Source organism: Yersinia aldovae 670-83 (genome assembly GCF_000834395.1).
In the GTDB taxonomy this organism is placed as follows: domain Bacteria; phylum Pseudomonadota; class Gammaproteobacteria; order Enterobacterales; family Enterobacteriaceae; genus Yersinia; species Yersinia aldovae.
In genome coordinates this window covers 528,084-550,627 of the sequence record NZ_CP009781.1, presented here as the reverse complement: position 1 = coordinate 550,627, position 22,544 = coordinate 528,084, and the positions used below count along the sequence as shown (strand labels likewise).

Sequence of the window (22,544 nt, the reverse complement as noted above, 5' to 3'; positions counted from 1 at the left end):
GTAACTCAGAGAATCTACAATTTGCTAACACCCAACCACGTAACTTATTACAGTAACGGACTGAAAAAATAGAACAATCTTTCAGTGACACGATGCCAAAGAGGGCGCTTATTCCACAGTTTTCCGTCCAATAAGGCTGAACGGGCGATATAGTCACCCTGGACCTGGGCTAAATCGGCACCAAAACCATCATCATCAATGACCAGCGTGATTTCGAAATTAAGCCACAAACTGCGCATATCCAGATTAACGGTACCCACTAAACTCAGTTGACCATCGACCAGCACACTCTTGCTATGCAGCAGGCCATCTTCAAACTGGTAAATTTTGACGCCAGCTTCCAGTAATTCGGCAAAGAAAGCACGGCTGGCCCAACGTACCATCATGGAATCGTTTTGGCGCGGAACAATAATACTGACATCAACGCCACGTTGTGCAGCGGTACAGATGGCGTGCAGCAAGTCGTCGCTGGGCACAAAGTACGGCGTGGTCATGATGAGCTGCTCACGCGCAGCATAAACCGCAGTCAATAATGCTTGATGGATCATCTCTTCCGGGAAGCCGGGGCCAGATGCGATAACTTGTATCGTGTGGCCACTTTCTTCTTCAAACGGCATGATATTGGCGTCTGGTGGGGGGGGCAAAATACGTTTGCCGGTTTCGATCTCCCAGTCACAGGCATAGACGATGCCCATCGTGGTGGCGACCGGGCCTTCCATCCGTGCCATCATATCAATCCATTGGCCGACGCCGGCGTCCTGTTTGAAGAAGCGTGGATCGACCATATTCATGCTGCCGGTATAGGCAATATAGTTATCAATCAGCACGATTTTCCGATGTTGGCGTAGATCCATTCGGCGCAAAAATACTCGAAAAACATTCACTTTGAGCGCTTCGACCACTTCGATGCCGGCATTGCGCATCATGGCGGGGTAAGGGGTACGGAAGAACTGCTGGCTACCCGCAGAATCCAACATTAGCCTGCAATGGACACCACGACGCGCTGCTGCCATCAAGGATTCGGCAACTTGATCAACCAAGCCGCCTGGCTGCCAGATGTAAAACACCATCTCTATATTGTGGCGGGCCAGTTCGATGTCGCGCATCAGGGCTTTTAGCGTGTCATCGGTGGTCGTCAATAATTGTAATTGATTGCCTTTAACGCCACTGATGCCTTGGCGGCGTTCGCATAACTGAAACAGCGGAGTGGCCACTTCACTGTTTGAACTGGCAAAAATGTGTTGGCAATCTTTGAGTTCGCTTAACCAACGGGCTGTGGAGGGCCACATGGCTTTAGCACGTTCGGCCCGGCGTTTACCCAGATGAAGTTCGCCAAATGAGAGGTAAGCGATGATTCCGACCAAAGGAATAATATAGATAATAAGTAGCCAGGCCATCGCCGAAGGAACCGCTCTGCGTTTCATCAGAATACGCAATGTTACCCCGGCAATAAGCAACCAATAGCCAAACACTGAGAGCCAACTGATTACGGTATAAAATGTTGTCATAAGGGCGGAAATCCTGTTCACAAACGGTAACTAAAAAGAGTGTACGCACAGTATGGCGAAGGCGAAACCTTTAATCGGAATTTTACTGGATAAAATCTTTTAAGCTAAAGGACTTGCAACGGTGACTACGTAATAAGTCGCGGTTTGATATTCAGGTGTTGAACAATGCGTCAGGAGAGGGGGCGAGCACAATACGTAATTTCACCGAACTGCACTTTGGCTCAACAGCTTAAAGGTTTATAATAGCGTGGTTCTCAGCTTTGGAAGAGTTTTTCATGCGACGGAGTAAAAATGAAGTCGGTCGTTGGCGAATGCTGCGGCAAAATCAACGGCGAAGAAATCGTTGGCTAGAAGGGCAATCACGGCGTTATCGCCATATCTACTGTGTCAGGCAACTCCACGAACATCAGCACCGACGCTCGCTATTGTTCACCGTTGTTTATGAGTGGTAGCCCGAGCTTGAAGTAAAAACAGCCTCCTTGTAGGGGCTGTTTTTGTTTTTGATAAGGGTGAATATTTTGATTTTTAACTATTTGTCACATAAAAAATTTCATTAATATTGGCTATTGGTTGAGTGTAACCTGTCCTGCTGTTAGAGGGAGGTTACACGATTGAATATCGACAAGGATATTTTTCACTTTTAATTATGGTTTTTTTCGCAGAAAAACAATCCCTATCCTAAATTAACAAAATGCGATAATTCTGATGTCATTAGCTATAAAGAAAGAGGCACAATAATAACTCCTCAGTTTATTTCACATCAGAATGACATCGCGTTACTCTATATATTTGGTCGCTTCGTATTAATCATTCAGTTTCAGGGGTGTTACTGTTTGGTTGTTCGAAGCGGCCATCTCACCAGAAAATAGCAAGTTTTAAATAGTAACGCTTGGAATTATTAACGCGAAATTATAAGTTCATTTATTTCAATCGGTTAATGCACTCTGTGTTATCTTCACTTAAATCTGTATATTACTTTTAACGATCAATGATAAAAAATTGATCAATTTTATCAATTGATCAATACTGTCGCTCTCATCAAATAAAAGGATTTTTATCATGGGTTGCAGGCTAAACATTGCGGTTGATTGCACCTTTATCTGTGAACCGGTTTACAGCTCAACGGGTAAGTTGCTTGCAGTGGAGTTATTGAGCCGATTTATGACATCTTCTTTTAAATCGCCAATTTATACTGAACGCTTTCTGTATCAACTTAATGCGCAAACGAAAACGCTACTGTTATGTGAGCAATTATCCGCAGTAGAGAAATGTCAACAGTGGTTTATTGAACAGCAAATAACACTATCAATAAATATAGATTTTGATATGGCGCAAGCCGTGTTACATGACGAAAAAATCATATCTTTATTGGCAGTGATGCCGTTTATCCGCCTGGAGGTGATGGAGAGTTTCCCTAATCTCAATGATGGTGCTAAGAACCCATTATTAAGTAAGTTGGCTGAACGATATCCGTTGTGGTTAGACGATTTTGGCAGTGGTAATGCTCATCTCGCTGCTGCGACGAGCGGTTTTTTTGAATGCGTAAAAATTGATAAGAACTTCTATTGGCAATGCGGAGGGAGTGCCACTTTCAATAATCTGATCGCCCACCTGCGGGATCACTGCCAAAATGTGATTGTTGAAGGCGTCGAAACCCATCAGCAATTTATTCAGTTAGCGGATAGTGGTATTGATGCGATGCAGGGTTACTTATTCAGTTCATTGCGGTTGAATAAGGTTAATAAGTTTCCCTTGCAATATACCGATTTTAATATTCGCTGAGCGTGCCGTTACCGGGCGGTGTAAAACTGAATTTTGCTAATATGACATCAACTTAGGAAGGTTTTTGCTGTGAATATCACAGTTAACGCGAGCTAATCGGCGGATGATAACCTACCTATCTTCAGCAAAGGCTAGAGTTCATGTCTCAATATAAATTAGCTAAAACAGTATTCTTCGGGGATTTGAAAGTCAGTACTGCACTTTATAAGTATGAGATTTATTGTGAAGAGTCTGAGCTGGTATACCATGCGGCTATTTATTCTGAACAAGTCATTGCCGCCGGTAAACATACTTACCCTGTGTGGGTAAGAAAAGATCATATGATATTAAAAGCACCCGCTCATATGCTCGATAAAGCGGTAGCGGCTTGCGAGGAGCACTGGTTGAAGCACTATAAAGTTTAGTGGCGCTGGCTTGAATGCGCCTGAGTGCAGGCGTATTCAAGGATGTTATTGTGATGAAGAACCTATCTCATTAGGGCCATTTTATTTGCCATTTTGAACCTGGGTTGTACTCGGAATCTTCACGTACTACGTATACGCTCCGGTTCTTCTGCGTTGTCCGTGCTCAAACTCACCGCAATAATTATGCCTACTGGGATGGACTCTAAGGCCGGTTATTGAATCAAAATACGCGTTTGTAAGGTTTTACTATCACCGATTGGTAAACCCCAGCGGCAACGTAAGGGTCTTGTTCGGCCCAGCACTTCGCATCTTGCTGCGAGGCGAATTCGGCAATTACGGTTGAACCGGTAAAACCGGCATTGCCCGGTTCGGCACTGTCGATAGCTGGATTTGGCCCCGCGGTCAGCAGGCGGCCTTGATCCTGCAATGCTTGCAATCGCGCCAGATGGGCAGGGCGTACTGATAAGCGTTTCTCTAGTGAATCAGGGACATCCGTTGCAAAAATCACATAAAACATTTCTTACCTTCAAATTTATCAACGTGGTGCCGGTTGTGTGTGGAGGGCCATAACAACATGTTCTACTCATGAATTCAATCATCGTGAGGCGCTGCTGTTATTTGTGTCATCTGATTGAAATATACCCGCTATTTATAATGAAATAAAATGATAACTGACGGTAAATTTATTGTACGCTTTGGTTATGATTGAAGTTTTAATCGCCATTTAACGCTAATTGGTGAGATTGTTTGTGGTTGCTTATTGAATATGATTGCTATTTGCATTTACACTTGGCTGCATTAGAGGACACTGAATTATTATGCAGCTAAACAAATTTTTCCTGGGTCGCCGGCTTACATGGCCATTCGCATTTTCAATTGCCTTACACGGTAGCGTAGTTGCTGCGTTGCTATACGTTTCCGTAGAGCAAATGAAAATACAACCTGAAATAGAGGATGCTCCTCTTGCTGTCACGATGGTGAATATCGCCACTTTTGCGGCACCACAACCTGCCGCCGCCGAGCCTGAGCCAGAACCGGTTGAAGACGCGCCACCAGAACCTGAGGTGCTACCAGAGCCTGTTGCTGTACCTATTCCTGAGCCGGTAAAGCCAAAACCTAAGCCCAAGCCTAAACCGGTGAAAAAAGAAGTCAAAAAGCCGGATGTGAAGAAGGTGGAAGCTCCACCGGACGATAAGCGATTCAAGTCTGATGAACCGGCACTGGTGGACAACAATGCACCGGTTAAATCGGCCCCCAAAGCTTCAGTACCCGGCGCTTCAACATCTGCTGGGCCAAAAGCCTTAAGTAAGGCCAAGCCGACTTATCCCGCCAGAGCATTGGCGTTAGGGGTTGAAGGGCAAGTTAAAGTCCAATATGACATTGATGAAGATGGCCGTGTGACCAATGTCCGTATATTGGACGCGGCTCCACGCAACACTTTTGAACGGGAAGTGAAACAGGTGATGCGTAAATGGCGTTTTGAGGCGGTGGCCGCGAAAGACTATGTGACGACGATTGTGTTCAAGATTGGCGGCGACATGGAGATGAGATAAAACATTTATGCTTTGGATATATCACTTTTGAACGATATATCAGATATAAAATTATAAAGGGTCGCTTTGTGGGCGACCCTTTGTACTAACAGAACATTGGCTATTGAGTCGCACCGACCTCAAAATTTCCTCTGCCGTCAGGTAACGCACGGGCTTTACCTGCATCATCTACTGCCACATAGGTAAATATCGCCTCTGTCGCCCGATAGCGCTGGCCAATAGGCTCTGAAGAGACTTTTTTGACCCACACTTCGATATTGATAGTGATAGAGCTGCGCCCGGTCTTAATGCAGCGCGCATAGCAACACACAACATCACCGACGGCGACGGGTTTGAGGAAAGTCATGCCATCAACACGTACTGTCACCACCCGCCCGTGGGCTATCTCTTTGGCCTGAATCGCCCCGCCAATATCCATTTGCGACATCAGCCAGCCACCGAATATATCGCCGTTGGCGTTGGTATCGGCAGGCATTGCCAGGGTACGAAGTACCAGTTCACCGTTAGGTAGTGATTGTTGTTCGTTCATTTCGGTCTGCTTTTGAAAGTAATAATTCGCCTGGAATGGCTCACTGAAAGCTCAATGAGCCTAATAAGATGGTTCAGAACTAGGATTTTTTTTGTTCTTCGGGCATATGGCGATAAATATAAACGCCGCTGATCAGGGTAAATACCAGCGTCAGTGCGGTTAAGCCAAATACTTTGAAATTAACCCAAATATCTTGCGGCAGCCAGAACGCGACATAGATATTCAAGAGGCCACAGGCCAGGAAGAACAGCGCCCAGGACATATTGAGTTTAGACCAGACACTATCTGGTAGCGTCAGCTCTTTGCCAAGCATACGTTGAATCAATGGTTTCTTCATGAACCACTGACTAACTAATAATGCAGCAGCGAACAAGACGTACAGAACCGTCACTTTCCATTTAATGAATAAATCACTGTGAAACGCCAGTGTTAAAGTCCCGAACACCAGTACCATAATTGCCGTGACCAGGGTCATTTTCTCTACCTTGCGGTATTTCAACCAGGTAAAGGCTAACGCTAACAACGTGGCGACAATCAGCGCCCCTGAAGCGATAAAAATGTCATACATCTTGTAAAAGACGAAAAAAACCACCAATGGGAGAAAATCTAAAAGTTGCTTCATGAATCAATCCATTATTTATACACCGCCTGACTATACCGGATTCAGGCAGATGAGGGTACCTGCGGCAAAACAGTATTATCCTTAATTATCTGTCTGAATGCGCGTCCCGCCAGTAGAATTTGCAGAAACTTACGATAAACACGTAACAGGTTTTGTCTGCATATTGCCAGATATGCACTAAGCCAGCATGATAAGTAAATTGGGTATCCATATTGGGTTAGGGCTGGGTGGAGTAAATATGCAAAGAAAATCGCTTCGGTATTGGATGCCAGGCTTGACCCAATTAATGGCTTATGAGCGGGAGTGGCTAAAGCCCGATGTCAGGGCGGGGTTATCGGTCGCCGCAGTCGCGTTGCCTATTGCAATTGCTTACGCGGAACTGACCGGGGTGAGTGCCGCCGTGGGGCTGTATTCGTGTATTTTGCCGATGATAGCCTATGCGTTTTTTGGTTCTTCACGGCAACTGATTGTCGGGCCTGATGCGGCCACCTGTGCGGTAATAGCCGCAGTAGTCGCGCCACTGGCGGCGGGGAATAGCGAGGTCCACTGGCAATTAACCATTATGATGACCCTAATGATGGGAACATGGTGTTTGGTGGCCAGTCGCTTCAAGTTGGGGGCGCTGGCGGATTTATTGTCACGGCCCATACTGACCGGTCTACTCAATGGGGTGGCGATTACTATTATTGTCGACCAACTGGGTAAAGTGTTTGGTTTTATGACCCGTCCACCCCAATTGATTGAGCGGGTATTGGCGTTGCCGCATAATTTGATTAACAGCCATTTACCCACGGTGGCAATCTCCTTACTGACCTTTATCGTGTTATATGGCGTGAAGTGGCTAAGACCAAACTGGCCTGCGCCCTTGCTGGCGATTGTGATGGCAACTTTCGTCTCCTGGGCGGCTAACATGCAGCAGTTTGGTGTGACGGTGGTCGGCGGGTTTGAGGGCGGGTTACCGCTGGTACATTGGCCCGATTTTCAACCGGGCCTGCTGCGTGACATGGTTATCCCGGCACTTAACCTCGCGGTGGTCAGTTTTGTCAGTATGATGCTGACTGCACGCAGTTTTGCCGCGAAAAATGGCTATGAAGTGGATGCTGATATGGAGTTGAGGGCATTAGGGATCACCAACATCGTCTCGGCGTTATCGCAAGGGTTTGCTATTAGCGGTGCCAGTACGCGCACCGCGGTAAATGATGCCAACAACGGTAAAAGTCAGTTGGTTTCAATTATTGCCGCACTGGTTATTGCCACGGTATTGCTGTTCCTGACGCGGCCGTTGCAATTTATTCCGGTCGCAGCCTTGGGCGTGGTGCTGATCTATGCCGCCTGGTCGTTACTGGGGTTTAGAAGCCTGTGGCAATTGCGCAAACGCAATACACAAGCTTTCTATCTGGCAATTTTTACTTTCGTCAGTGTGGTTTTGGTGGGCGTGATTAGTGGTATTGGCTTGGCGGTGTTATTGGGGCTGTTGCAGTTCCTGCGCACGGTATTTCGCCCAACAGAGCAGTTATTGGGGGTGAATGCCGATGGCATGATTCATTCGATGCGCAGTGGAAATGGCATTAAACCGGTGCCCGGTGTGATGATTTATCGTTTTAACTCGCCACTGACCTATTTCAACGTTGCCTATTTTAAGCGGCGCATCCTCAATTTGGTCGATAGCACACCGCATCCGGCAGATTGGGTGGTGATTGATGCGGTTGCCAGTTTTACCTATGCCGATATCAGTGTGCTGGCGGCGATTGATGAGCTAAAACGTGACCTAAAGCTGCGCCATATTAAGTTGATACTGGCGGGAAGGCGCACTGAGCTGACGCGCTGGTTCCGTATTAATCGCCTAAAGAGCCATGATGATGATCTGATTTTGGTGCCCGATTTGTATCTGGCACTGAAACTGATTCAGAGTAAACAGCGGGTGGCTGAGAGGGACGATAGCTGCGATAACACGGTGCCGGAGCCTGGCTGACAGGTGATTGCATGATAAAATAAGAAGGGGCCGTGATGGCCCTTTCTTATTGGGATTGAACTTACCGATGTTACTCGGCAGGTTCAGTGACGGCAGGTGTGCTCGGCCGCAAGAACATATATAAACGGAATAGATACACCAGTAATAATGCAGAAACCAGATTGCTAAGGGCGCTTAAAACCACGGTAGCAATGGTGGTGGGCAGAATGGTCAGGTGGCTGTCTAAATACAGCAGAATCAGTTTGGCTGCGATCCACAGCATCATGGCCGGTACAATCAAACGGACATTGGCAAAGGCCAATTTCATGCTCACTTTTATCGCGGCAAAAACACCTATTTTTTCCGTGGTCACAATCACCGGTGACAGGGACAACGCGACGGCCAACACCACGCCCGGCACGATAAACATGGTCAACCCTAATTGAACCAGCAAGGTGCCGATAAACATCAGTAATAACAAGCGCGGTAAAATCGGTAAAGATAAGCCGATGGCCTGCAATGCACTGATACGACGCCCGGTTGAAACCATAGAAATCAGCGTTAACAGACCGCCGACTAATAAAACATTACCCACTAATGCAGAGAAGGTTGCCACGGCCGAGGCTTTTAACAGCACCATCTGCTGTTCAGGTGTCATTTGCGACACAATCTCAGAGATGCTCATGTTGCTGCCCGACGATGTCAGATCATTTTCTGTGGTGCTTAAGGTACTCAGTTGTTCAGTATCAGGGATAAATGCCTGATTTAACATGACGGTAATGAACGCGGTCAGTAACGCCAGCAACAGGATTGCCGGCATCTGGTTACGCAAAAAGTTAAAACTGTCACGGTATAAAGTGTTAGCCGTGATAGGCATGAAAGCTCCTTGGGATCGAAAAAATAGCGCTTAGCCGAGGATTATACCTTGTTATGGCGCGCAGTGGGATGCTGTGATTGGTCTGTTATTGATTTCTTCCAATCTTAATATGTGGACGTTATCAATAGGTAACGGTGGTAAGCCGTAATGGGCACGACCGCAGTAGCATTACCTTCTCCAGTTTCCCCTGAGCGTTTAAATTTATGACAAGGCAATAGGGAGTCGCACGTTTTGGCCGAAAATGGTTTTTATGATCCAGATCAATTTCAATATTATTAAGGAATTAAATAACCTTACTTAAAATAGGATTTATTTAAATTGTTACCAAAGATGTGATCCCGATTGGATCATGAATACGCATTTATAGGTATATTCAGCTCGCAAATATACCTACAAATGGAATGGATAATGAAAAAAATCACTTTAGCACTCTTAGCTGTCGCATCATTAGTACCGACTGCGGCAAGCGCGCATGAAGCTGGCGATTATATTTTCCGGGCAGGGACGGCAACGGTCAGACCAAATGCAGGATCTGATGATGTACTGGGTTACGGCTCTTTTAAGGTCGATAACAATACCCAGTTAGGCATGACCTTCAGCTATCTGATCACTGACAATATTGGCGTTGAACTGCTGGCTGCCACCCCGTTCCGCCATAAGATTGGTTTGGCTGCCACCGGTACTATTGCTGAAGTGAAGCAATTACCGCCGACATTAATGGCGCAATACTATTTCCGTGACAAACAAGACAAACTGCGCCCATACCTGGGGATTGGTCTGAACTACACCACTTTCTTTGATGAGAAGTTCAACAGTACTGGCAGTGAAGCAGGCCTAACGGATTTGAGTGTGAAGGATTCATGGGGCATCGCCGGGCAGGCGGGTCTTGACTATATGGTCAGTGAGAACTGGATGGTGAATATGTCCGTCTGGTGGATGAATATTGAAAGTGACGTCAAATTCAAAGCCGGTGGCGTAGAACAAAGCATCAATACTCGACTTGATCCTTGGGTGTTTATGTTCGGTGCGGGCTACCGCTTCTAATTACCCTTTGTTCTTGGCGTTGTAGGGGACGTTCACTTATCAGTAGCAAAGGAGGCGCGACGAGCGCCTCCGCTCATGAGATTATTTGATTTGCATCTGATTGCTGACAGATTTCACACCAGGGACGCCGCGGGTAATTTGCACTGCGCGGTTTGCATCCTGACTAGAGCTGACAAAGCCACTCAACTGAACGCGGCCTTTAAAGGTTTCAACGCTAATTTCAGTCGATTTTAGATTCTTCTCACCCAACAGTGCTGATTTCACTTTGGTTGTCACCACAGTGTCATCAAGATAACCCCCTGTTCCTTCTGACTTTGGCGTAGGTGCGCACGCTGACACCGCCATCGCCATAATGGCTGCAATGCACAAGGCCGAAAGGGTCTTAAAAAGTTTCATAAATTACTCTCCATGTTTACCGATGTTTTAACAAGACGCTGTGGAACGATAATGCGTTGAAAGTGCTATTAACTCATACTTTTAGATAGCCTACTGATCACTCATAGCATCTTAAATGTAAAGAAATGCTTAGTGTGTTACACAATTATTGGTTATGAACGGCTTTTATTCAAATTTACAGCAGAAGTGGGGCAGGGAAGAGACTTAAAAACATCAATATAGCGCCTGTTTTGTGTCAGCAAATCAGGCGCTGATGTTGTTAAAATACTAGCTGCGGGTGGCTGCTTTCATTTCAGACACAAAACGGTTCAGTTGATCCAACATCACCATCGGCTGTGTGACATTATTCTCGATGATTTTTACAATTGCGGAGCCGGAAATCACGCCCGCAGCACCGGCGGCTAAGCTGGTTTTTACTTGTGCAGGCTCTGAAATACCGAAGCCTTGTAGTGCAGGCGCAGCATGATATTCACGCAATTTATCTACCAAATGGTTTAGCGGCAAATGGCCGTGATTTTCAGCACCCGTTACCCCGGCCCGAGACAGCAGGTAGGTATAGCCACGGCCATGCGATGCAATCTCGCGCAGCAATTCATCGTCGGCATTGGGCGGGCAGATGAAGATGGGCGCTACCCCGTGGCGCGTTGCGGCAGCACGGAAGGGGGCGGATTCTTCAAACGGCACGTCAGCAATCAAGACAGAATCGACACCGACTTCCGCACAGCGTTGGTAGAAGTTATCAATCCCGTTGTGGAATACCAGATTTGCATACATCAACAGGCCAATCGGGATGGTCGGATGTTTTTTACGGATCTCCCCCAGCATTTCAAAACAGATACCTGGCGTAACGCCCGCCGCAAAAGCCCGCAATGCGGCATTTTGAATGGTAGGGCCATCTGCTAATGGGTCAGAGAACGGAATTCCCAGCTCCAATGCATCGGCTCCCGCCGCAATCAGTGTATCGATAATCTGCAATGATAGGGCTGGTGTCGGATCACCGAGTTGTACGAAAGGGACAAATGCGCCTTCTTTTTTTGCCGCCAGTTGTTGGAATAATTGCTGATAACGCGACATTAAATCTCTCCCCGTGCTTTCAGAATATCGTGAACGGTGAAGATATCTTTATCACCGCGACCGGATAAGTTAACCACCAGTAATTGCTCTTTTTCCGGCGACGCTTTAATCATTTTCAGTGCATGAGCCAGCGCATGGGCGGATTCCAATGCAGGAATAATGCCTTCATTGCATGACAATGCTTTAAAGGCGTCCAGTGCTTCGTCATCGGTTACTGACACATAATCAGCTCGCCCGATACTGTTCAGATAAGCGTGCTGTGGCCCCACTGACGGGAAATCCAACCCGGCGGAGATAGAGTAAGACTCTTCGATTTGCCCGTCGCTGGTTTGCATCATCGGTGATTTCATACCGAAATAGATGCCCACTTTACCGTGTTTGAGTGGCGCACCATGTTGACCGGTTTCGATACCCAACCCCGCCGGCTCAACCCCAATCAGGCCAACACCCGGTTCATCAATAAAATCGGCGAACATGCCAATCGCGTTAGAACCCCCCCCAACACATGCCAGCACCGCATCGGGCAGGCGGCCTTCTCGGGCGAGAATCTGTGCTTTGGTTTCTTCGCCAATCATGCGCTGGAATTCACGCACAATCGTCGGGTAAGGGTGTGGGCCAGCGGCAGTGCCCAGCATATAGTGGGCGGTTTCATAGCTGCCTGACCAGTCACGCAGCGCTTCATTACAGGCATCTTTCAGGGTGGATGAACCACTGTGTACCGGGATCACTTCCGCCCCCATTAAACGCATCCGAAAGACGTTCGGGGATTGGCGCTCAATATCTTTGGCACCCATATAAATGCGACATTTTAAACCCAACAGAGCACAAGCCAGAGCTGATGCCACGCCGTGTTGTCCGGCCCCGGTTTCAGCAATGATTTCGGTCTTACCCATACGTTTGGCTAATAAAGCCTGCCCCAAAACCTGATTGGTTTTGTGCGCGCCACCGTGCAGCAGATCTTCACGTTTCAGGTATAACTTGGTCTTGGTTCCTTTAGTCAAATTCTGGCATAAGGTTAGCGCGGTCGGGCGTCCGGCATAGTTTTTCAACAAATCTTGAAATGTGGCTTGAAACTCTGGGTCCAGTTGCGCACTGACAAAAGCCTCTTCCAGTTGCTTTAATGCTGGCATCAAAATCTGCGGCACATACATGCCACCGAACTCGCCAAAATAAGGATTAAGTGTGGTCATTTTTCTGTCCTATGGATTTACCAAAGTGTATTCGTAAATTAAATTAGCATTAAAATCAACGATCAATACGCGCGTAATGTCTGGAACACCGCCGCGATCAGTTGCGGATCTTTGATGCCCGGTGCGCTTTCTACACCGGAGTTGAAATCAAGACCGGCGCAGCCCAGTTGAGCGGCGGCACAACAGTTGTCGGCAGCTAACCCACCGGCCAGCAGCACATTATCCAGCGGTTGACCGGCCAGCAGTGACCAGTCAAAACGTTGCCCCGTGCCCCCGTTGCCACTGTCCAAAACATAGCGTTCAACATGCTGCAAATCGCGCTGCGGTACGGTGTCGTCAACCCGCAGCGCCTTCCAAATTTGGCAAGTCGCGGGCAGTATGGCACGCAACTGATTGATATAATTCTGATCCTCTTGCCCATGTAGCTGTATTGCCGCCAGCGACAGGCGCTGTGCGGTTTGTTGCACCGTTTCAATTTTGGCATCGCGGAACACGCCAACATACTTCAATGGCGCACCGCTAATGACGCTACGTGCCTTGGCAATATCGACATAGCGCGGCGAACTGCCGACAAAAATCAATCCGCCGAATATTGCACCTGCGTTATATGCCGCCGCTGCATCCTGAGCACGCGTCAGTCCGCAGACTTTATTTTCACCCAGCAATACGCGGCGCACGGCGGCGTTTAGGTCGGGTTCAGACATCAAGGCACTGCCAATCAAAAATCCGTTGGCGAAGTGGCTCAGTTTACGCACCTGCTGGTAATGAGAGATACCGGACTCGCTGATCACCGTCACGCCTTTTGGCAGGCGAGGAGCCAGCTCGCGAGTGCGGTTCAGATCGATAGAGAGATCACGCAGGTCACGGTTATTGATGCCAACCACCTTGGCCCCCAACGCAATGGCGCGATCCAGCTCTTCGCTGTTACTGGCCTCGGTTAGCACCCCCATATTCAGGCTATGCGCCACCGCAGCGAGCTGGTGGTAGGTGTCATCGTCCAGCACCGATAGCATCAGCAAAATGGCATCCGCCTGATAAAAACGGGCCAGATGAATTTGATAGGCATCAATAATAAAATCTTTGCATAATACCGGCTGCGTCACGACGGCACTAACCTGCGGCAAGAAATCGAAGCTGCCCTGGAAATATTTCTCGTCAGTTAACACGGAGATAGCCGAAGCGTAGTGCTGATATACCGCGGCTATCTCTGCCGGGTTAAAGTTCTCGCGTATTACGCCTTTAGACGGCGATGCCTTTTTGCATTCCAGAATAAAAACGGTCTTACTGCCTTGCAGTGCGTGGTAAAAATCACGCTGACTCAGGGTGATATCGTTTTGAAAACTGGCCAGAGGCTGTTGTAATTTCCGCGCGGCAACCCAGATTTCCTTATCGCGTACGATGTCGTGGAGCACGGTTTTGTTAATACGGCTTTCCTGCATGACTTATCCTCTTGCTGCCAAAGCGGTAACACGTTCGAACGGCTGGCCGCTATGTATCATTTCCAAAGCCTGCTGCGCGTTGTGGCGCAGGTTTTCTTGCCCGTGTAATTTCAGTAATAGCGCGACGTTTGCCGCCACCGCAGCGGCATGTGCTGGCTCACCTTTACCTTGTAACAAGCGGGCTAAAATGTCACGATTTTCTTCTGGCGCGCCACCTTGCAGAGCGCCTAGCGGGTGGCTGTTCAAGCCGAAATCTGCCGGTGTCAGTTGATAGCTTTCAATATCGCCATTATTCAGTTCAGCCACAGAGGTCGGTGCGTGGATAGCAACCTCATCCATTCCGCCGCCGTGAACCACCGCCGCGCGTTGATAACCCAGCGTTTTCAGCGTTTGTGCAATCGGCAATACCAGTTCGGGGCTATAAACGCCAATCAGCGCCAAAGGTGGGCGTGCCGGGTTAATTAACGGTCCCAGCACATTAAACAACGTGCGGGTTTTCAGTTGTTGACGCACTTGCATTGCATGGCGAAAACCGGGGTGATACTGCGGCGCAAACAGGAAGCACACCCCTAACTCATCCAATGCTAATCGAGACTGCTCGGCACTCATATCAAGGCGGATACCGAATGCCGCCAGCAGATCTGATGAACCGGAACGGCTGGACACACTGCGGTTGCCGTGTTTAGCCACTTTTACCCCACAACTGGCTGCCACAAAGGCGCTGGCAGTGGAGATATTAATGCTGTTTGTGCCGTCACCGCCAGTACCGACAATATCGGCGAAGCGATAGTCAGGGCGTGGGAAAGGTTGCGCATCTGCCAGCAATGCCTGCGCTGCACCGGCTATCTCAGCCGGTGTTTCACCACGGACTTTCATGCTGATCAGTACCGCCGCCAGTTGGCTGGGTTCCAGCTCACCACGCACGATAGCTGCAAACAGGTGCTGGCTTTCAGCCTGGGTTAAGGATTCAGCCCGGAACAGTTTTTCTAATAACGCGTGCATTTGGTATTCCTTATTTACGACCGACCCAAAGAACGTGGCGTGGCAGGGCATAGCGCCCAGGCCAGTGTTTGCTCCAGCAAACGGGCACCGTGGGCCGTTAAAATCGATTCCGGGTGGAATTGGTAACCACAAACCCGGTGGTCATCATGGCGAACCGCCATGACCATCTCGCCAAAACGGGCGTTAACGGTTAATTCTGTTGGGATATTGCTGCCGACCAATGAGTGATAGCGGGCAACCGGTAATGGGTTGGGCATTCCGGCAAACATCCCCAGCCCGTCATGTTCAATGGCCGAAGCCTTGCCATGCAGGATTTCACCGGCCTGACCGACATGGCCGCCATAAGCCTCCACAATTGCCTGATGACCGAGGCAAATGCCAATGATAGGTAGCTGACCGCGCAGGCGTTGCAGCAATTCAGGCATACACCCTGCCTGCGCCGGTGTGCCGGGGCCGGGGGAGAGCATCAGTACCGGTTTTTCAAGCTGCCCCAAGCGTTCGATGAGGGTATCGGCCGCAATCTGGTTGCGGTAAATTACCACCCGATGGCCACTGGATCGCAGTTGGTCTACCAGGTTGTAAGTAAAGGAATCAACGTTATCGAGTAACAGGATATCGGCCATCAGAAGATCTCCCTGGCGTGGTGTGCGGTGGCAATCGCGCGTAGTACGGCACGGGCTTTATTGCGGGTTTCGTCGGCTTCCGCCTGTGGAATTGAATCGAGAACCACGCCGGCACCTGCTTGTACTGTGGCTATCCCGTCTTCGACATAAGCCGAGCGGATAACAATGCAGGTATCCAAGTCACCGTGAGCGGTGAAGTAGCCCACGGCTCCCCCGTAGCTGCCTCGACGTGTACCTTCGCTGCCCGCAATCAGTTGCATGGCGCGAACTTTGGGCGCACCGCTTAATGTGCCCATATTCATGCAAGCCTGATAAGCGTGTAGCACGTCCAGATCGAGTCTCAGCGTGCCAATGACGCGGGAAACCAGATGCATGACAAAGGAGTAACGATCAACTTTTGTTAAATCAGCTACATAGCGGCTACCTGGTTCGCAGATACGGGCCAGATCATTACGTGCTAAATCCACTAACATCAAATGTTCCGCCAGCTCTTTATGGTCGGTGCGCATCTCCAGTTCGATACGGCTGTCTAAATCGCGGTCCAACTCACCATTAGCACGGCGGCCACGCGGACGAGTACCGGCGATGGGGTAGATTTCAATCTGGCGATTGCTGGCATCATATTTCAGCGCACTTTCAGGTGACGCCCCGAACAGCGAAAATTCATTGTCCTGCATAAAGAACATATAGGGGCTAGGGTTGCTGTCTTTTAGGGTCTGGTAAGCCGCCAGTGGTGATGGGCAAGGCAGTGAGAAACGGCGGGAAGGCACCACCTGAAAGATCTCGCCTGCACGGATTGCCAACTGTAATTGACTGACAACCTGGCCGTATTCTTCATCCGATTGGTTACACTGTAACGTCATTTCAGGAACGGATGTTGCCGGTATGGGCTGTGGGGGTTGTTGCAGTTGGTGAGCAAGCTGCGCCAGTCGTGCGCTCAGGCGTTGATGCTCATGTTCATCCGGAGTAAACAGGCTGGCTTGCAAGCGGGTATCGCGATGTTGATGATCCAGCACCAGCAAGGTTTCGGCTAAATAGAAGCAGAAGTCCGGGCAACGTTGGTCTTGGCGCAGTGGCGGTAAATTCTCGAAACCGGCAACCAGATCGTAAGCGAACAAACCACCAACAAACATCGCTTCCCGCTCGGCAACTGGAGCATCAACCAGCGTCAGGAGTAAACGCAGCGCATCAAAAACCGAGAGAGCCTGTAAACGGGTATCTTCATCTTGTACCTCATTGATCACCGGGAAGATTAACTCGCGGCTATTTGGCCGCACCTGAATCTTAACATCGGCTGGCAAGGCGGCATCTAACAGTGGCAATAACGATGCGCCGTTGCGGGTCAGGGCTTCGACCGTGACTTGCTGCCCCAGCGCGGTGATACGCAGGGCGCTATCAATGATAAGCAGGCTTTTCAAATTCTCTTTACTGGTCACTTCGGCAGATTCGAGTAACAGCGTTGCCGGTCGCGCCCCACATAATTGATGAAACAATGCTGTCGGATCATTGCGGTAACAAGCTGTGGCTGTCAGTAACTGCAAACTAGGGCGCGATGTTGGCATCATGTAGTCATCCTGAAAAATTGATCTGAAAAAAGGTTACGCTGAAAATCTGTCCATAAAAAAGCCCGCTATTCGCGGGCTGAAGCAATCTGCACTGTCTGATGACTGATATGCGTGATTACATCGCCCAAAAGAGGGAGATGTGCCACCAACGCAGTAAGGAAATCAGGGAAGTTTTCATTATCAGTCACTATTCTCTATGATTGCATTTGGCCTATTGGTGCAGCCGTGTGTCTTGGCATCACCGCGATGTCTTGTGTACTAGTAAACTAGTTCATGAGATGAATGTCAACAGTTGATTAATTGTTTTTAATATCACTTGTTTTGATACGTGGCCGTGATGAGGAAGTTTGATTAACGTCACTGGGGGATAAACGGGTATGATAGTCAGCTACGTTTTTCTGAATTTTTGTTTTGGTTAATCCATTTTGATAGATAAGCCAGTCGTGATGAATAATACCACTGTACCTGATAAAGCAGATGTCGTTGATAGCTCGTTCCCTTCTACTGCTTTTACGATTTATGATTTGCATAGCCACACTACGGCATCCGATGGTTCCTTAGCGCCCTCCGCGCTGGTGCTGCGGGCAGCCTCGATGCGTGTTGGGGTGCTAGCGATTACCGATCATGACACCACTGCGGGCCTGGCCGAGGCTGCCGCCACGATTGAGCAGCACCAATTACCGTTGCAACTTATCTCGGGTGTGGAAATTTCCACATTATGGGAAAACCACGAAATCCATATTGTGGGGCTGGGTATTGATGTTCACCATGCCAGCATCGTCAAATTGCTGCGTGAACAGTCAAACCACCGCTATATAAGAGCGCAAGAGATAGGCGCTCGTTTGGCAAAAGCACGAATTCCTGATGCCTGGGAGGGCGCGAATCGCTTGGCTGAAGGCGGTCAGGTTACTCGCGGCCATTTTGCTCGTTATTTGGTGGAATTAGGGTTAGCCGGCAATGTTGGGCAGGTTTTTAAAAAGTATTTAGCTAAAGGCAAGACCGGTTATGTCCCCGCGCAGTGGTGTACAATAGAACAAGCCATTGATGCCATTCAGCAATCTGGTGGTCAAGCGGTGCTGGCACACCCTGCGCGCTATGATTTAACCGCCAAATGGCTAAAACGGTTATTAGCGCATTTTGCTGAACAAGGCGGCGACGCAATGGAAGTCGCACAATGCCAGCAAGCGCCCCATGAACGGGCGCAACTTGCGCAGTACGCACGCGATTATAAGTTACTTGCATCCCAGGGGTCTGATTTCCATCAACCGTGTTCCTGGATTGAATTGGGCCGCAAATTGTGGCTGCCCGCAGGGGTGGAACCGGTATGGCGAGATTGGCCTACAGTGCCTGCCAATACCGATCACACGTTGAATGATGAGGTAGAGTAATGAGTCAATTCTTTTATATTCACCCGGAAAATCCACAACCACGCTTAATTAACCAGAGCGTTGATGTTTTGCGTAAAGGGGGGGTGGTTGTTTATCCGACAGATTCTGGTTATGCCCTTGGCTGCCGTCTGGAAGATAAATCTGCAATGGAACGTATCTGTCGTATTCGTCAGTTCGATGGCAATCACAACTTCACCTTGGTATGTCGTGATTTGTCTGAGCTATCGACGTATGCCTATGTTGATAACTCCGCTTTTCGTCTGATCAAAAATAACACGCCGGGCAATTACACCTTTATTTTAAAGGCAACCAAAGAAGTGCCTCGGCGCTTGATGAATGACAAACGTAAAACCATTGGTTTGCGCGTGCCTTCAAATCCTATCGCGCTGGCATTGCTGGATGTATTAGGTGAGCCACTGATGTCTACCACATTGATACTGCCGGGTAATGATTTCGCCGAATCTGATCCGGAAGAGATCAAAGATCATCTGGGTAAATTGGTCGATTTGATCATTCACGGCGGCTCGCTGGGCCAGCAGCCGACCACCGTTATTGACCTGACTGAGTCCTCTCCAGAGGTTATCCGTGAAGGTGCTGGGGATGCAACACCCTTTCGCTAACCGTTACTGACCAGAACCTGCAATTGTTGTAATGAATTGAACGCGAAGGTATTGAGTCACGCAGGAGAGGGCATTGTTCTTTATACACACTGGTTTTCAATGACGTCTATTGAGTCATCGGCCGGGATAGTTTTTGAAACCCTGATCGTGAAATTAGTGTAATATGTGCGGTCACGAACCAGCGTGTGGTTTTTTTGCGCCGTTATCTGCGCGCCATGCTGCGTTCCAAAATGTATTACAATCAGTGAGTTTTGCTTGATTGTGAGCTTAACTTATTGATTACAATATATAACACGACGCCTGTGAAGGCGACATTAGAGGTTGCTCAATGAGCGAGAAGTCAGAAAACCAACAGTTACCGAACGCAAAGCCACAAAGCCCTAAATCACAGGGCGACCGGGCTGTGGGTGATAAAACAAAAGTTGTGGGTGAAAAATTACAAAAAGTCTTGGCGCGAGCAGGTCACGGTTCACGTCGGGAAATCGAAACTATTATCCAGCAGGGCCGCGTCAGTGTAGATGGCAAAATATCTACACTGGGCGATCGTGTTGAGGTGACTCAGGCCACTAAAATCCGCCTGGATGGTCACCTTCTTTCTATTAAAGAGTCTGAAGAGACGGTTTGCCGCGTTTTGGCGTATTACAAACCGGAAGGCGAACTTTGTACCCGTAATGATCCTGAGGGGCGTCCGACAGTATTTGATCGTTTGCCTAAACTGCGTGGCTCACGTTGGGTCGCGGTAGGTCGTTTGGATGTGAACACCTCTGGTTTATTACTGTTCACGACTGACGGCGAACTGGCTAACCGCCTGATGCACCCGAGCCGTGAAGTTGAGCGTGAATATGCCGTGCGCGTATTTGGCCTGATTGATGACGAAAAAATCAAACAGCTCAGCCGTGGTGTGCAATTGGAAGATGGCCCTGCGGCTTTTCGTACCATCAGTTTCCAGGGTGGCGAAGGGATTAACCAGTGGTATAACGTCACATTGACCGAAGGGCGTAACCGTGAAGTTCGTCGTTTGTGGGAAGCGGTCGGCGTGCAGGTTAGCCGTTTGATTCGTGTGCGTTATGGCGATATCAATCTGCCAAAAGGTCTGCCTCGTGGCGGCTGGACTGAGCTGGATCTGAAAGCGACCAACTACTTGCGTCAATTAGTCGAAATGGATTCCGAAACCGTCAGTAAATTGCCGGTTGAGAAAGACCGCCGTCGGGTTAAAGCTAATCAAATCCGCCGTGCAGTCAAACGCCATACTGAAGTCGCGGGGCGTCAGGTTGCTGGCCGCCAGGGTTCAGCACGTAAAGGCTCAACTCGCCAAAATACAGGTAATGCAGTGCCGGCAGCCACTGCGGGTCGTCGCGGCACGAATAAGCGCGGGTAAGCCATCGGGCTAACGCGTGATGAGTGCGCAGAGTTACCGCTCTCAACTCTATTGCCGCAGTTTTGTGACTGCGGCAATATGACTTATCTAATGCCTCTATCTCACCACACATCTTTTACCAATCAATACCTTGTTGGGCCTTAATCCCCGCATCAAAGGCATGTTTGACCGGGCGTAATTCGCTGACGGTATCGGCCATCTCCAGCAGGTCACGATGGCAACCACGGCCAGTAATAATGACGGTTTGATGAGCAGGGCGCTGTTTGAGCGCAGTGAGTACGTCCTCCAGTGGCAGGTAGTCGTAAGCGACCATGTAGGTCAACTCATCCAATACCACTAAATCCAGTGTCGGATCGGCCAGCATTCGCAAGGCGTGCTGCCAAACGCCCTGACAAGCCGCAGTATCGGTTTCTCTATTTTGGGTATTCCATGTGAAACCGGTTGCCATCACTTGAAATTCAACGCCATGCTGCTCAAGCAAATTCTTTTCGCCGTTCGGCCATTCCCCTTTTATAAATTGTATCACGCCAGCGTTAAGGCCATGACCTACCGCGCGCGTAACCGTACCAAACGCCGCCGTCGTTTTACCTTTGCCGTTACCGGTAAACACAATCAAAATACCGCGGATCTCTTGAGCGGCGGCAACCCGCGATTCAACCTTTTCTTTTATCTTTTGTTGGCGCTGCTGGTGTCGGTCTTCAGACATAATGATATTCCTTTTATTCGGCGGGGCCGGCTTTGCGGCCAGGTTGTGCATCGAAGCTAATACCGGTTTTTCTGCGGCTATCATCGCCCATCAGGTAAAGATACAACGGCATAATATCCGCCGGTGTTTTCAATTTATCGGAGGCTTCATCTGGAAAAGCACTGGCGCGCATCTGGGTGCGCGTGCCGCCCGGATTGATACAATTAACCCGCAAATTACTCTGTTTATACTCTTCAGCCAATACCTGCATCATGCCTTCAGTGGCAAATTTAGATACCGCATACGCGCCCCAGCCAGAGCGCCCCTGCCGACCCACACTGGAGCTGGTGAAAACCAATGAGGCATCATGGGATTTCAGTAATAGTGGCAATGGCGCTTGAGTAAGCATGAAAGTTGCATTAACATTCACCTGCATTACCTGTTGCCACACGGCGATATTCTGCTCTGCCATTGGCACGATATCGCCCAATAAACCGGCATTATGTAATACGCCGTCCAGACACGGAATCTGCGCGTTCAGTGTGTCAGCCAGTTGCTGGCAACTCTGTGGTGTCGCATGTGACAAATCCAGTGGTAATACGATGGCGGCAGACCCACCGGCATCCGCTATCTGCTGTTGCACCGCAATCAACTTACTTTCAGTGCGGCCAACTAAGATTAAACGGGCACCAAAACGGGCGTATGTCACTGCCGCTTCGCGTCCAATGCCATCACCTGCGCCAGTGACTAAAATAATGCGCTGATCAAGCAAGTCATGTTTAGGTTGGTAATGCATAATTATTCCTCTTACAGGCGGCGGGGATGTTACCCCGGCATACCGCGAAATCTCTTACATTCTTATATTTAAGCGAAACCAATGCAATTTTTCATTTGCGCAAGACGCCAGCCTGCGG

General features: G+C 48.9%; 22 protein-coding genes, 1 pseudogene and 1 other annotated feature. Of the genes and pseudogenes, 9 read left to right on the top strand and 14 right to left on the bottom strand.

The window, feature by feature from the left end; translation table 11 throughout:
• Window positions 1-47: 47 nt before the first annotated feature.
• The gene (gene cls, locus AT01_RS02535) at window positions 48-1,508 is read right to left on the bottom strand and encodes a cardiolipin synthase (RefSeq protein ID WP_042545960.1); all 1,461 of its coding nucleotides are present in this window, start codon (window positions 1,506-1,508) and stop codon (window positions 48-50) included.
• Between the two features lie 275 nt (window positions 1,509-1,783).
• Here cls and AT01_RS20480 point away from each other — a divergent pair, with 275 nt between their 5' ends.
• From AT01_RS20480 to AT01_RS02525, 3 genes are all read left to right on the top strand, one after another.
• A complete protein-coding gene (locus AT01_RS20480) occupies window positions 1,784-1,960 on the top strand; it encodes a YciY family protein (protein WP_071841479.1) in 177 nt (58 codons plus the stop codon).
• 607 nt (window positions 1,961-2,567) lie between these two features.
• The gene (locus tag AT01_RS02530; protein ID WP_042545959.1) at window positions 2,568-3,290 is read left to right on the top strand and encodes an EAL domain-containing protein; all 723 of its coding nucleotides are present in this window, start codon (window positions 2,568-2,570) and stop codon (window positions 3,288-3,290) included.
• Between the two features lie 140 nt (window positions 3,291-3,430).
• Window positions 3,431-3,694: a hypothetical protein gene (locus AT01_RS02525; protein ID WP_004699178.1), complete on the top strand. Its 264-nt coding sequence runs from the start codon at window positions 3,431-3,433 to the stop codon at window positions 3,692-3,694.
• 220 nt (window positions 3,695-3,914) lie between these two features.
• Here the strand turns inward: AT01_RS02525 and AT01_RS02520 are convergent, their stop codons facing one another.
• A complete protein-coding gene (locus AT01_RS02520; protein WP_042545958.1) occupies window positions 3,915-4,211 on the bottom strand; it encodes a YciI family protein in 297 nt (98 codons plus the stop codon).
• 301 nt (window positions 4,212-4,512) lie between these two features.
• Here AT01_RS02520 and tonB point away from each other — a divergent pair, with 301 nt between their 5' ends.
• Window positions 4,513-5,247 (top strand): TonB system transport protein TonB, encoded by a 735-nt coding sequence (gene tonB / locus AT01_RS02515; protein WP_042545957.1) that lies wholly within the window; start codon window positions 4,513-4,515, stop codon window positions 5,245-5,247.
• A gap of 100 nt (window positions 5,248-5,347) precedes the next feature.
• Here the strand turns inward: tonB and yciA are convergent, their stop codons facing one another.
• A complete protein-coding gene (gene yciA / locus AT01_RS02510) occupies window positions 5,348-5,776 on the bottom strand; it encodes an acyl-CoA thioester hydrolase YciA (RefSeq protein WP_042545956.1) in 429 nt (142 codons plus the stop codon).
• A 79-nt stretch (window positions 5,777-5,855) separates the two neighbouring features.
• A complete protein-coding gene (locus AT01_RS02505; RefSeq protein WP_042545955.1) occupies window positions 5,856-6,398 on the bottom strand; it encodes a septation protein A in 543 nt (180 codons plus the stop codon).
• A gap of 238 nt (window positions 6,399-6,636) precedes the next feature.
• On the opposite strand from AT01_RS02505, the gene AT01_RS02500 reads away from it, so the two are divergent.
• A complete protein-coding gene (locus AT01_RS02500) occupies window positions 6,637-8,370 on the top strand; it encodes a SulP family inorganic anion transporter (protein ID WP_042545954.1) in 1,734 nt (577 codons plus the stop codon).
• Between the two features lie 70 nt (window positions 8,371-8,440).
• On the opposite strand, the gene AT01_RS02495 is transcribed toward AT01_RS02500, so the two are convergent.
• Window positions 8,441-9,226: a YciC family protein gene (locus tag AT01_RS02495; RefSeq protein WP_042545953.1), complete on the bottom strand. Its 786-nt coding sequence runs from the start codon at window positions 9,224-9,226 to the stop codon at window positions 8,441-8,443.
• A gap of 408 nt (window positions 9,227-9,634) precedes the next feature.
• Between AT01_RS02495 and ompW the strand changes: the two genes are divergently transcribed.
• Window positions 9,635-10,270: an outer membrane protein OmpW gene (ompW, locus tag AT01_RS02490; RefSeq protein WP_042545952.1), complete on the top strand. Its 636-nt coding sequence runs from the start codon at window positions 9,635-9,637 to the stop codon at window positions 10,268-10,270.
• A gap of 81 nt (window positions 10,271-10,351) precedes the next feature.
• Here the strand turns inward: ompW and AT01_RS02485 are convergent, their stop codons facing one another.
• The 7 genes and pseudogenes from AT01_RS02485 to trpL form a co-directional block, all read right to left on the bottom strand.
• A complete protein-coding gene (locus AT01_RS02485; protein WP_042545951.1) occupies window positions 10,352-10,666 on the bottom strand; it encodes a BON domain-containing protein in 315 nt (104 codons plus the stop codon).
• Between the two features lie 267 nt (window positions 10,667-10,933).
• Window positions 10,934-11,740: a tryptophan synthase subunit alpha gene (gene trpA / locus AT01_RS02480; protein WP_042545950.1), complete on the bottom strand. Its 807-nt coding sequence runs from the start codon at window positions 11,738-11,740 to the stop codon at window positions 10,934-10,936.
• On the bottom strand, window positions 11,740-12,930 hold the full coding sequence (gene trpB, locus AT01_RS02475; RefSeq protein ID WP_042545949.1) for a tryptophan synthase subunit beta: 1,191 nt from the start codon (window positions 12,928-12,930) through the stop codon (window positions 11,740-11,742). The genes trpA and trpB overlap by 1 nt, the downstream gene beginning before the upstream one ends.
• A 62-nt stretch (window positions 12,931-12,992) precedes the next feature.
• Entirely contained in the window at window positions 12,993-14,369 is a 1,377-nt protein-coding gene (gene trpCF / locus AT01_RS02470) for a bifunctional indole-3-glycerol-phosphate synthase TrpC/phosphoribosylanthranilate isomerase TrpF (RefSeq protein ID WP_052489932.1), read from the bottom strand.
• Window positions 14,370-14,372: 3 nt separating this feature from the next.
• Window positions 14,373-15,994: pseudogene (gene trpD, locus AT01_RS22155) on the bottom strand (bifunctional anthranilate synthase glutamate amidotransferase component TrpG/anthranilate phosphoribosyltransferase TrpD).
• A complete protein-coding gene (locus AT01_RS02455; protein ID WP_042548460.1) occupies window positions 15,994-17,556 on the bottom strand; it encodes an anthranilate synthase component 1 in 1,563 nt (520 codons plus the stop codon). The pseudogene trpD and the gene AT01_RS02455 overlap by 1 nt, the downstream one beginning before the upstream one ends.
• 55 nt (window positions 17,557-17,611) lie before the next feature.
• Window positions 17,612-17,713 (bottom strand) — a sequence feature (Trp leader region).
• Complete coding sequence (gene trpL / locus AT01_RS21530) at window positions 17,675-17,737, bottom strand: trp operon leader peptide (RefSeq protein WP_144404964.1); 63 nt, start codon at window positions 17,735-17,737, stop codon at window positions 17,675-17,677. It overlaps the preceding feature by 39 nt.
• Before the next feature lie 268 nt (window positions 17,738-18,005).
• Between trpL and rnm the strand changes: the two genes are divergently transcribed.
• The 3 genes from rnm to rluB all read left to right on the top strand — a co-directional run bounded on the left by rnm (window position 18,006) and on the right by rluB (window position 20,945).
• Window positions 18,006-18,947: an RNase RNM gene (gene rnm / locus AT01_RS02450; protein WP_042545946.1), complete on the top strand. Its 942-nt coding sequence runs from the start codon at window positions 18,006-18,008 to the stop codon at window positions 18,945-18,947.
• Window positions 18,947-19,567: an L-threonylcarbamoyladenylate synthase gene (locus AT01_RS02445; RefSeq protein ID WP_042545945.1), complete on the top strand. Its 621-nt coding sequence runs from the start codon at window positions 18,947-18,949 to the stop codon at window positions 19,565-19,567. The genes rnm and AT01_RS02445 overlap by 1 nt, the downstream gene beginning before the upstream one ends.
• A gap of 328 nt (window positions 19,568-19,895) precedes the next feature.
• Window positions 19,896-20,945 carry a 23S rRNA pseudouridine(2605) synthase RluB gene (gene rluB, locus AT01_RS02440; protein ID WP_042545944.1) on the top strand — a complete coding sequence of 350 codons (1,050 nt, stop codon included), beginning with the start codon at window positions 19,896-19,898 and terminating at the stop codon, window positions 20,943-20,945.
• Between the two features lie 115 nt (window positions 20,946-21,060).
• On the opposite strand, the gene cobO is transcribed toward rluB, so the two are convergent.
• The gene (cobO, locus tag AT01_RS02435) at window positions 21,061-21,651 is read right to left on the bottom strand and encodes a cob(I)yrinic acid a,c-diamide adenosyltransferase (RefSeq protein WP_042545943.1); all 591 of its coding nucleotides are present in this window, start codon (window positions 21,649-21,651) and stop codon (window positions 21,061-21,063) included.
• A 13-nt stretch (window positions 21,652-21,664) separates the two neighbouring features.
• A complete protein-coding gene (locus AT01_RS02430) occupies window positions 21,665-22,426 on the bottom strand; it encodes a YciK family oxidoreductase (RefSeq protein WP_042545942.1) in 762 nt (253 codons plus the stop codon).
• Window positions 22,427-22,544: the final 118 nt, after the last annotated feature.

What these genes read in the sequence shown, in the direction of transcription:
- AT01_RS02505 (WP_042545955.1), bottom strand. Translation starts at nt 6,398, where the DNA reads ATGAAGCAACTTTTAGATTTTCTCCCATTGGTGGTTTTTTTCGTCTTT.
- ompW (WP_042545952.1), top strand. Translation starts at nt 9,635, where the DNA reads ATGAAAAAAATCACTTTAGCACTCTTAGCTGTCGCATCATTAGTACCG.
- rnm (WP_042545946.1), top strand. Translation starts at nt 18,006, where the DNA reads ATGAATAATACCACTGTACCTGATAAAGCAGATGTCGTTGATAGCTCG.
- cls (WP_042545960.1), bottom strand. Translation starts at nt 1,508, where the DNA reads ATGACAACATTTTATACCGTAATCAGTTGGCTCTCAGTGTTTGGCTAT.
- AT01_RS02495 (WP_042545953.1), bottom strand. Translation starts at nt 9,226, where the DNA reads ATGCCTATCACGGCTAACACTTTATACCGTGACAGTTTTAACTTTTTG.
- cobO (WP_042545943.1), bottom strand. Translation starts at nt 21,651, where the DNA reads ATGTCTGAAGACCGACACCAGCAGCGCCAACAAAAGATAAAAGAAAAG.
- AT01_RS02500 (WP_042545954.1), top strand. Translation starts at nt 6,637, where the DNA reads ATGCAAAGAAAATCGCTTCGGTATTGGATGCCAGGCTTGACCCAATTA.
- AT01_RS02520 (WP_042545958.1), bottom strand. Translation starts at nt 4,211, where the DNA reads ATGTTTTATGTGATTTTTGCAACGGATGTCCCTGATTCACTAGAGAAA.
- AT01_RS02525 (WP_004699178.1), top strand. Translation starts at nt 3,431, where the DNA reads ATGTCTCAATATAAATTAGCTAAAACAGTATTCTTCGGGGATTTGAAA.
- AT01_RS02530 (WP_042545959.1), top strand. Translation starts at nt 2,568, where the DNA reads ATGGGTTGCAGGCTAAACATTGCGGTTGATTGCACCTTTATCTGTGAA.
- AT01_RS02455 (WP_042548460.1), bottom strand. Translation starts at nt 17,556, where the DNA reads ATGCCAACATCGCGCCCTAGTTTGCAGTTACTGACAGCCACAGCTTGT.
- AT01_RS02485 (WP_042545951.1), bottom strand. Translation starts at nt 10,666, where the DNA reads ATGAAACTTTTTAAGACCCTTTCGGCCTTGTGCATTGCAGCCATTATG.
- trpCF (WP_052489932.1), bottom strand. Translation starts at nt 14,369, where the DNA reads ATGCAGGAAAGCCGTATTAACAAAACCGTGCTCCACGACATCGTACGC.
- rluB (WP_042545944.1), top strand. Translation starts at nt 19,896, where the DNA reads ATGAGCGAGAAGTCAGAAAACCAACAGTTACCGAACGCAAAGCCACAA.
- trpB (WP_042545949.1), bottom strand. Translation starts at nt 12,930, where the DNA reads ATGACCACACTTAATCCTTATTTTGGCGAGTTCGGTGGCATGTATGTG.
- trpA (WP_042545950.1), bottom strand. Translation starts at nt 11,740, where the DNA reads ATGTCGCGTTATCAGCAATTATTCCAACAACTGGCGGCAAAAAAAGAA.
- AT01_RS02445 (WP_042545945.1), top strand. Translation starts at nt 18,947, where the DNA reads ATGAGTCAATTCTTTTATATTCACCCGGAAAATCCACAACCACGCTTA.
- tonB (WP_042545957.1), top strand. Translation starts at nt 4,513, where the DNA reads ATGCAGCTAAACAAATTTTTCCTGGGTCGCCGGCTTACATGGCCATTC.
- AT01_RS02430 (WP_042545942.1), bottom strand. Translation starts at nt 22,426, where the DNA reads ATGCATTACCAACCTAAACATGACTTGCTTGATCAGCGCATTATTTTA.
- AT01_RS20480 (WP_071841479.1), top strand. Translation starts at nt 1,784, where the DNA reads ATGCGACGGAGTAAAAATGAAGTCGGTCGTTGGCGAATGCTGCGGCAA.
- yciA (WP_042545956.1), bottom strand. Translation starts at nt 5,776, where the DNA reads ATGAACGAACAACAATCACTACCTAACGGTGAACTGGTACTTCGTACC.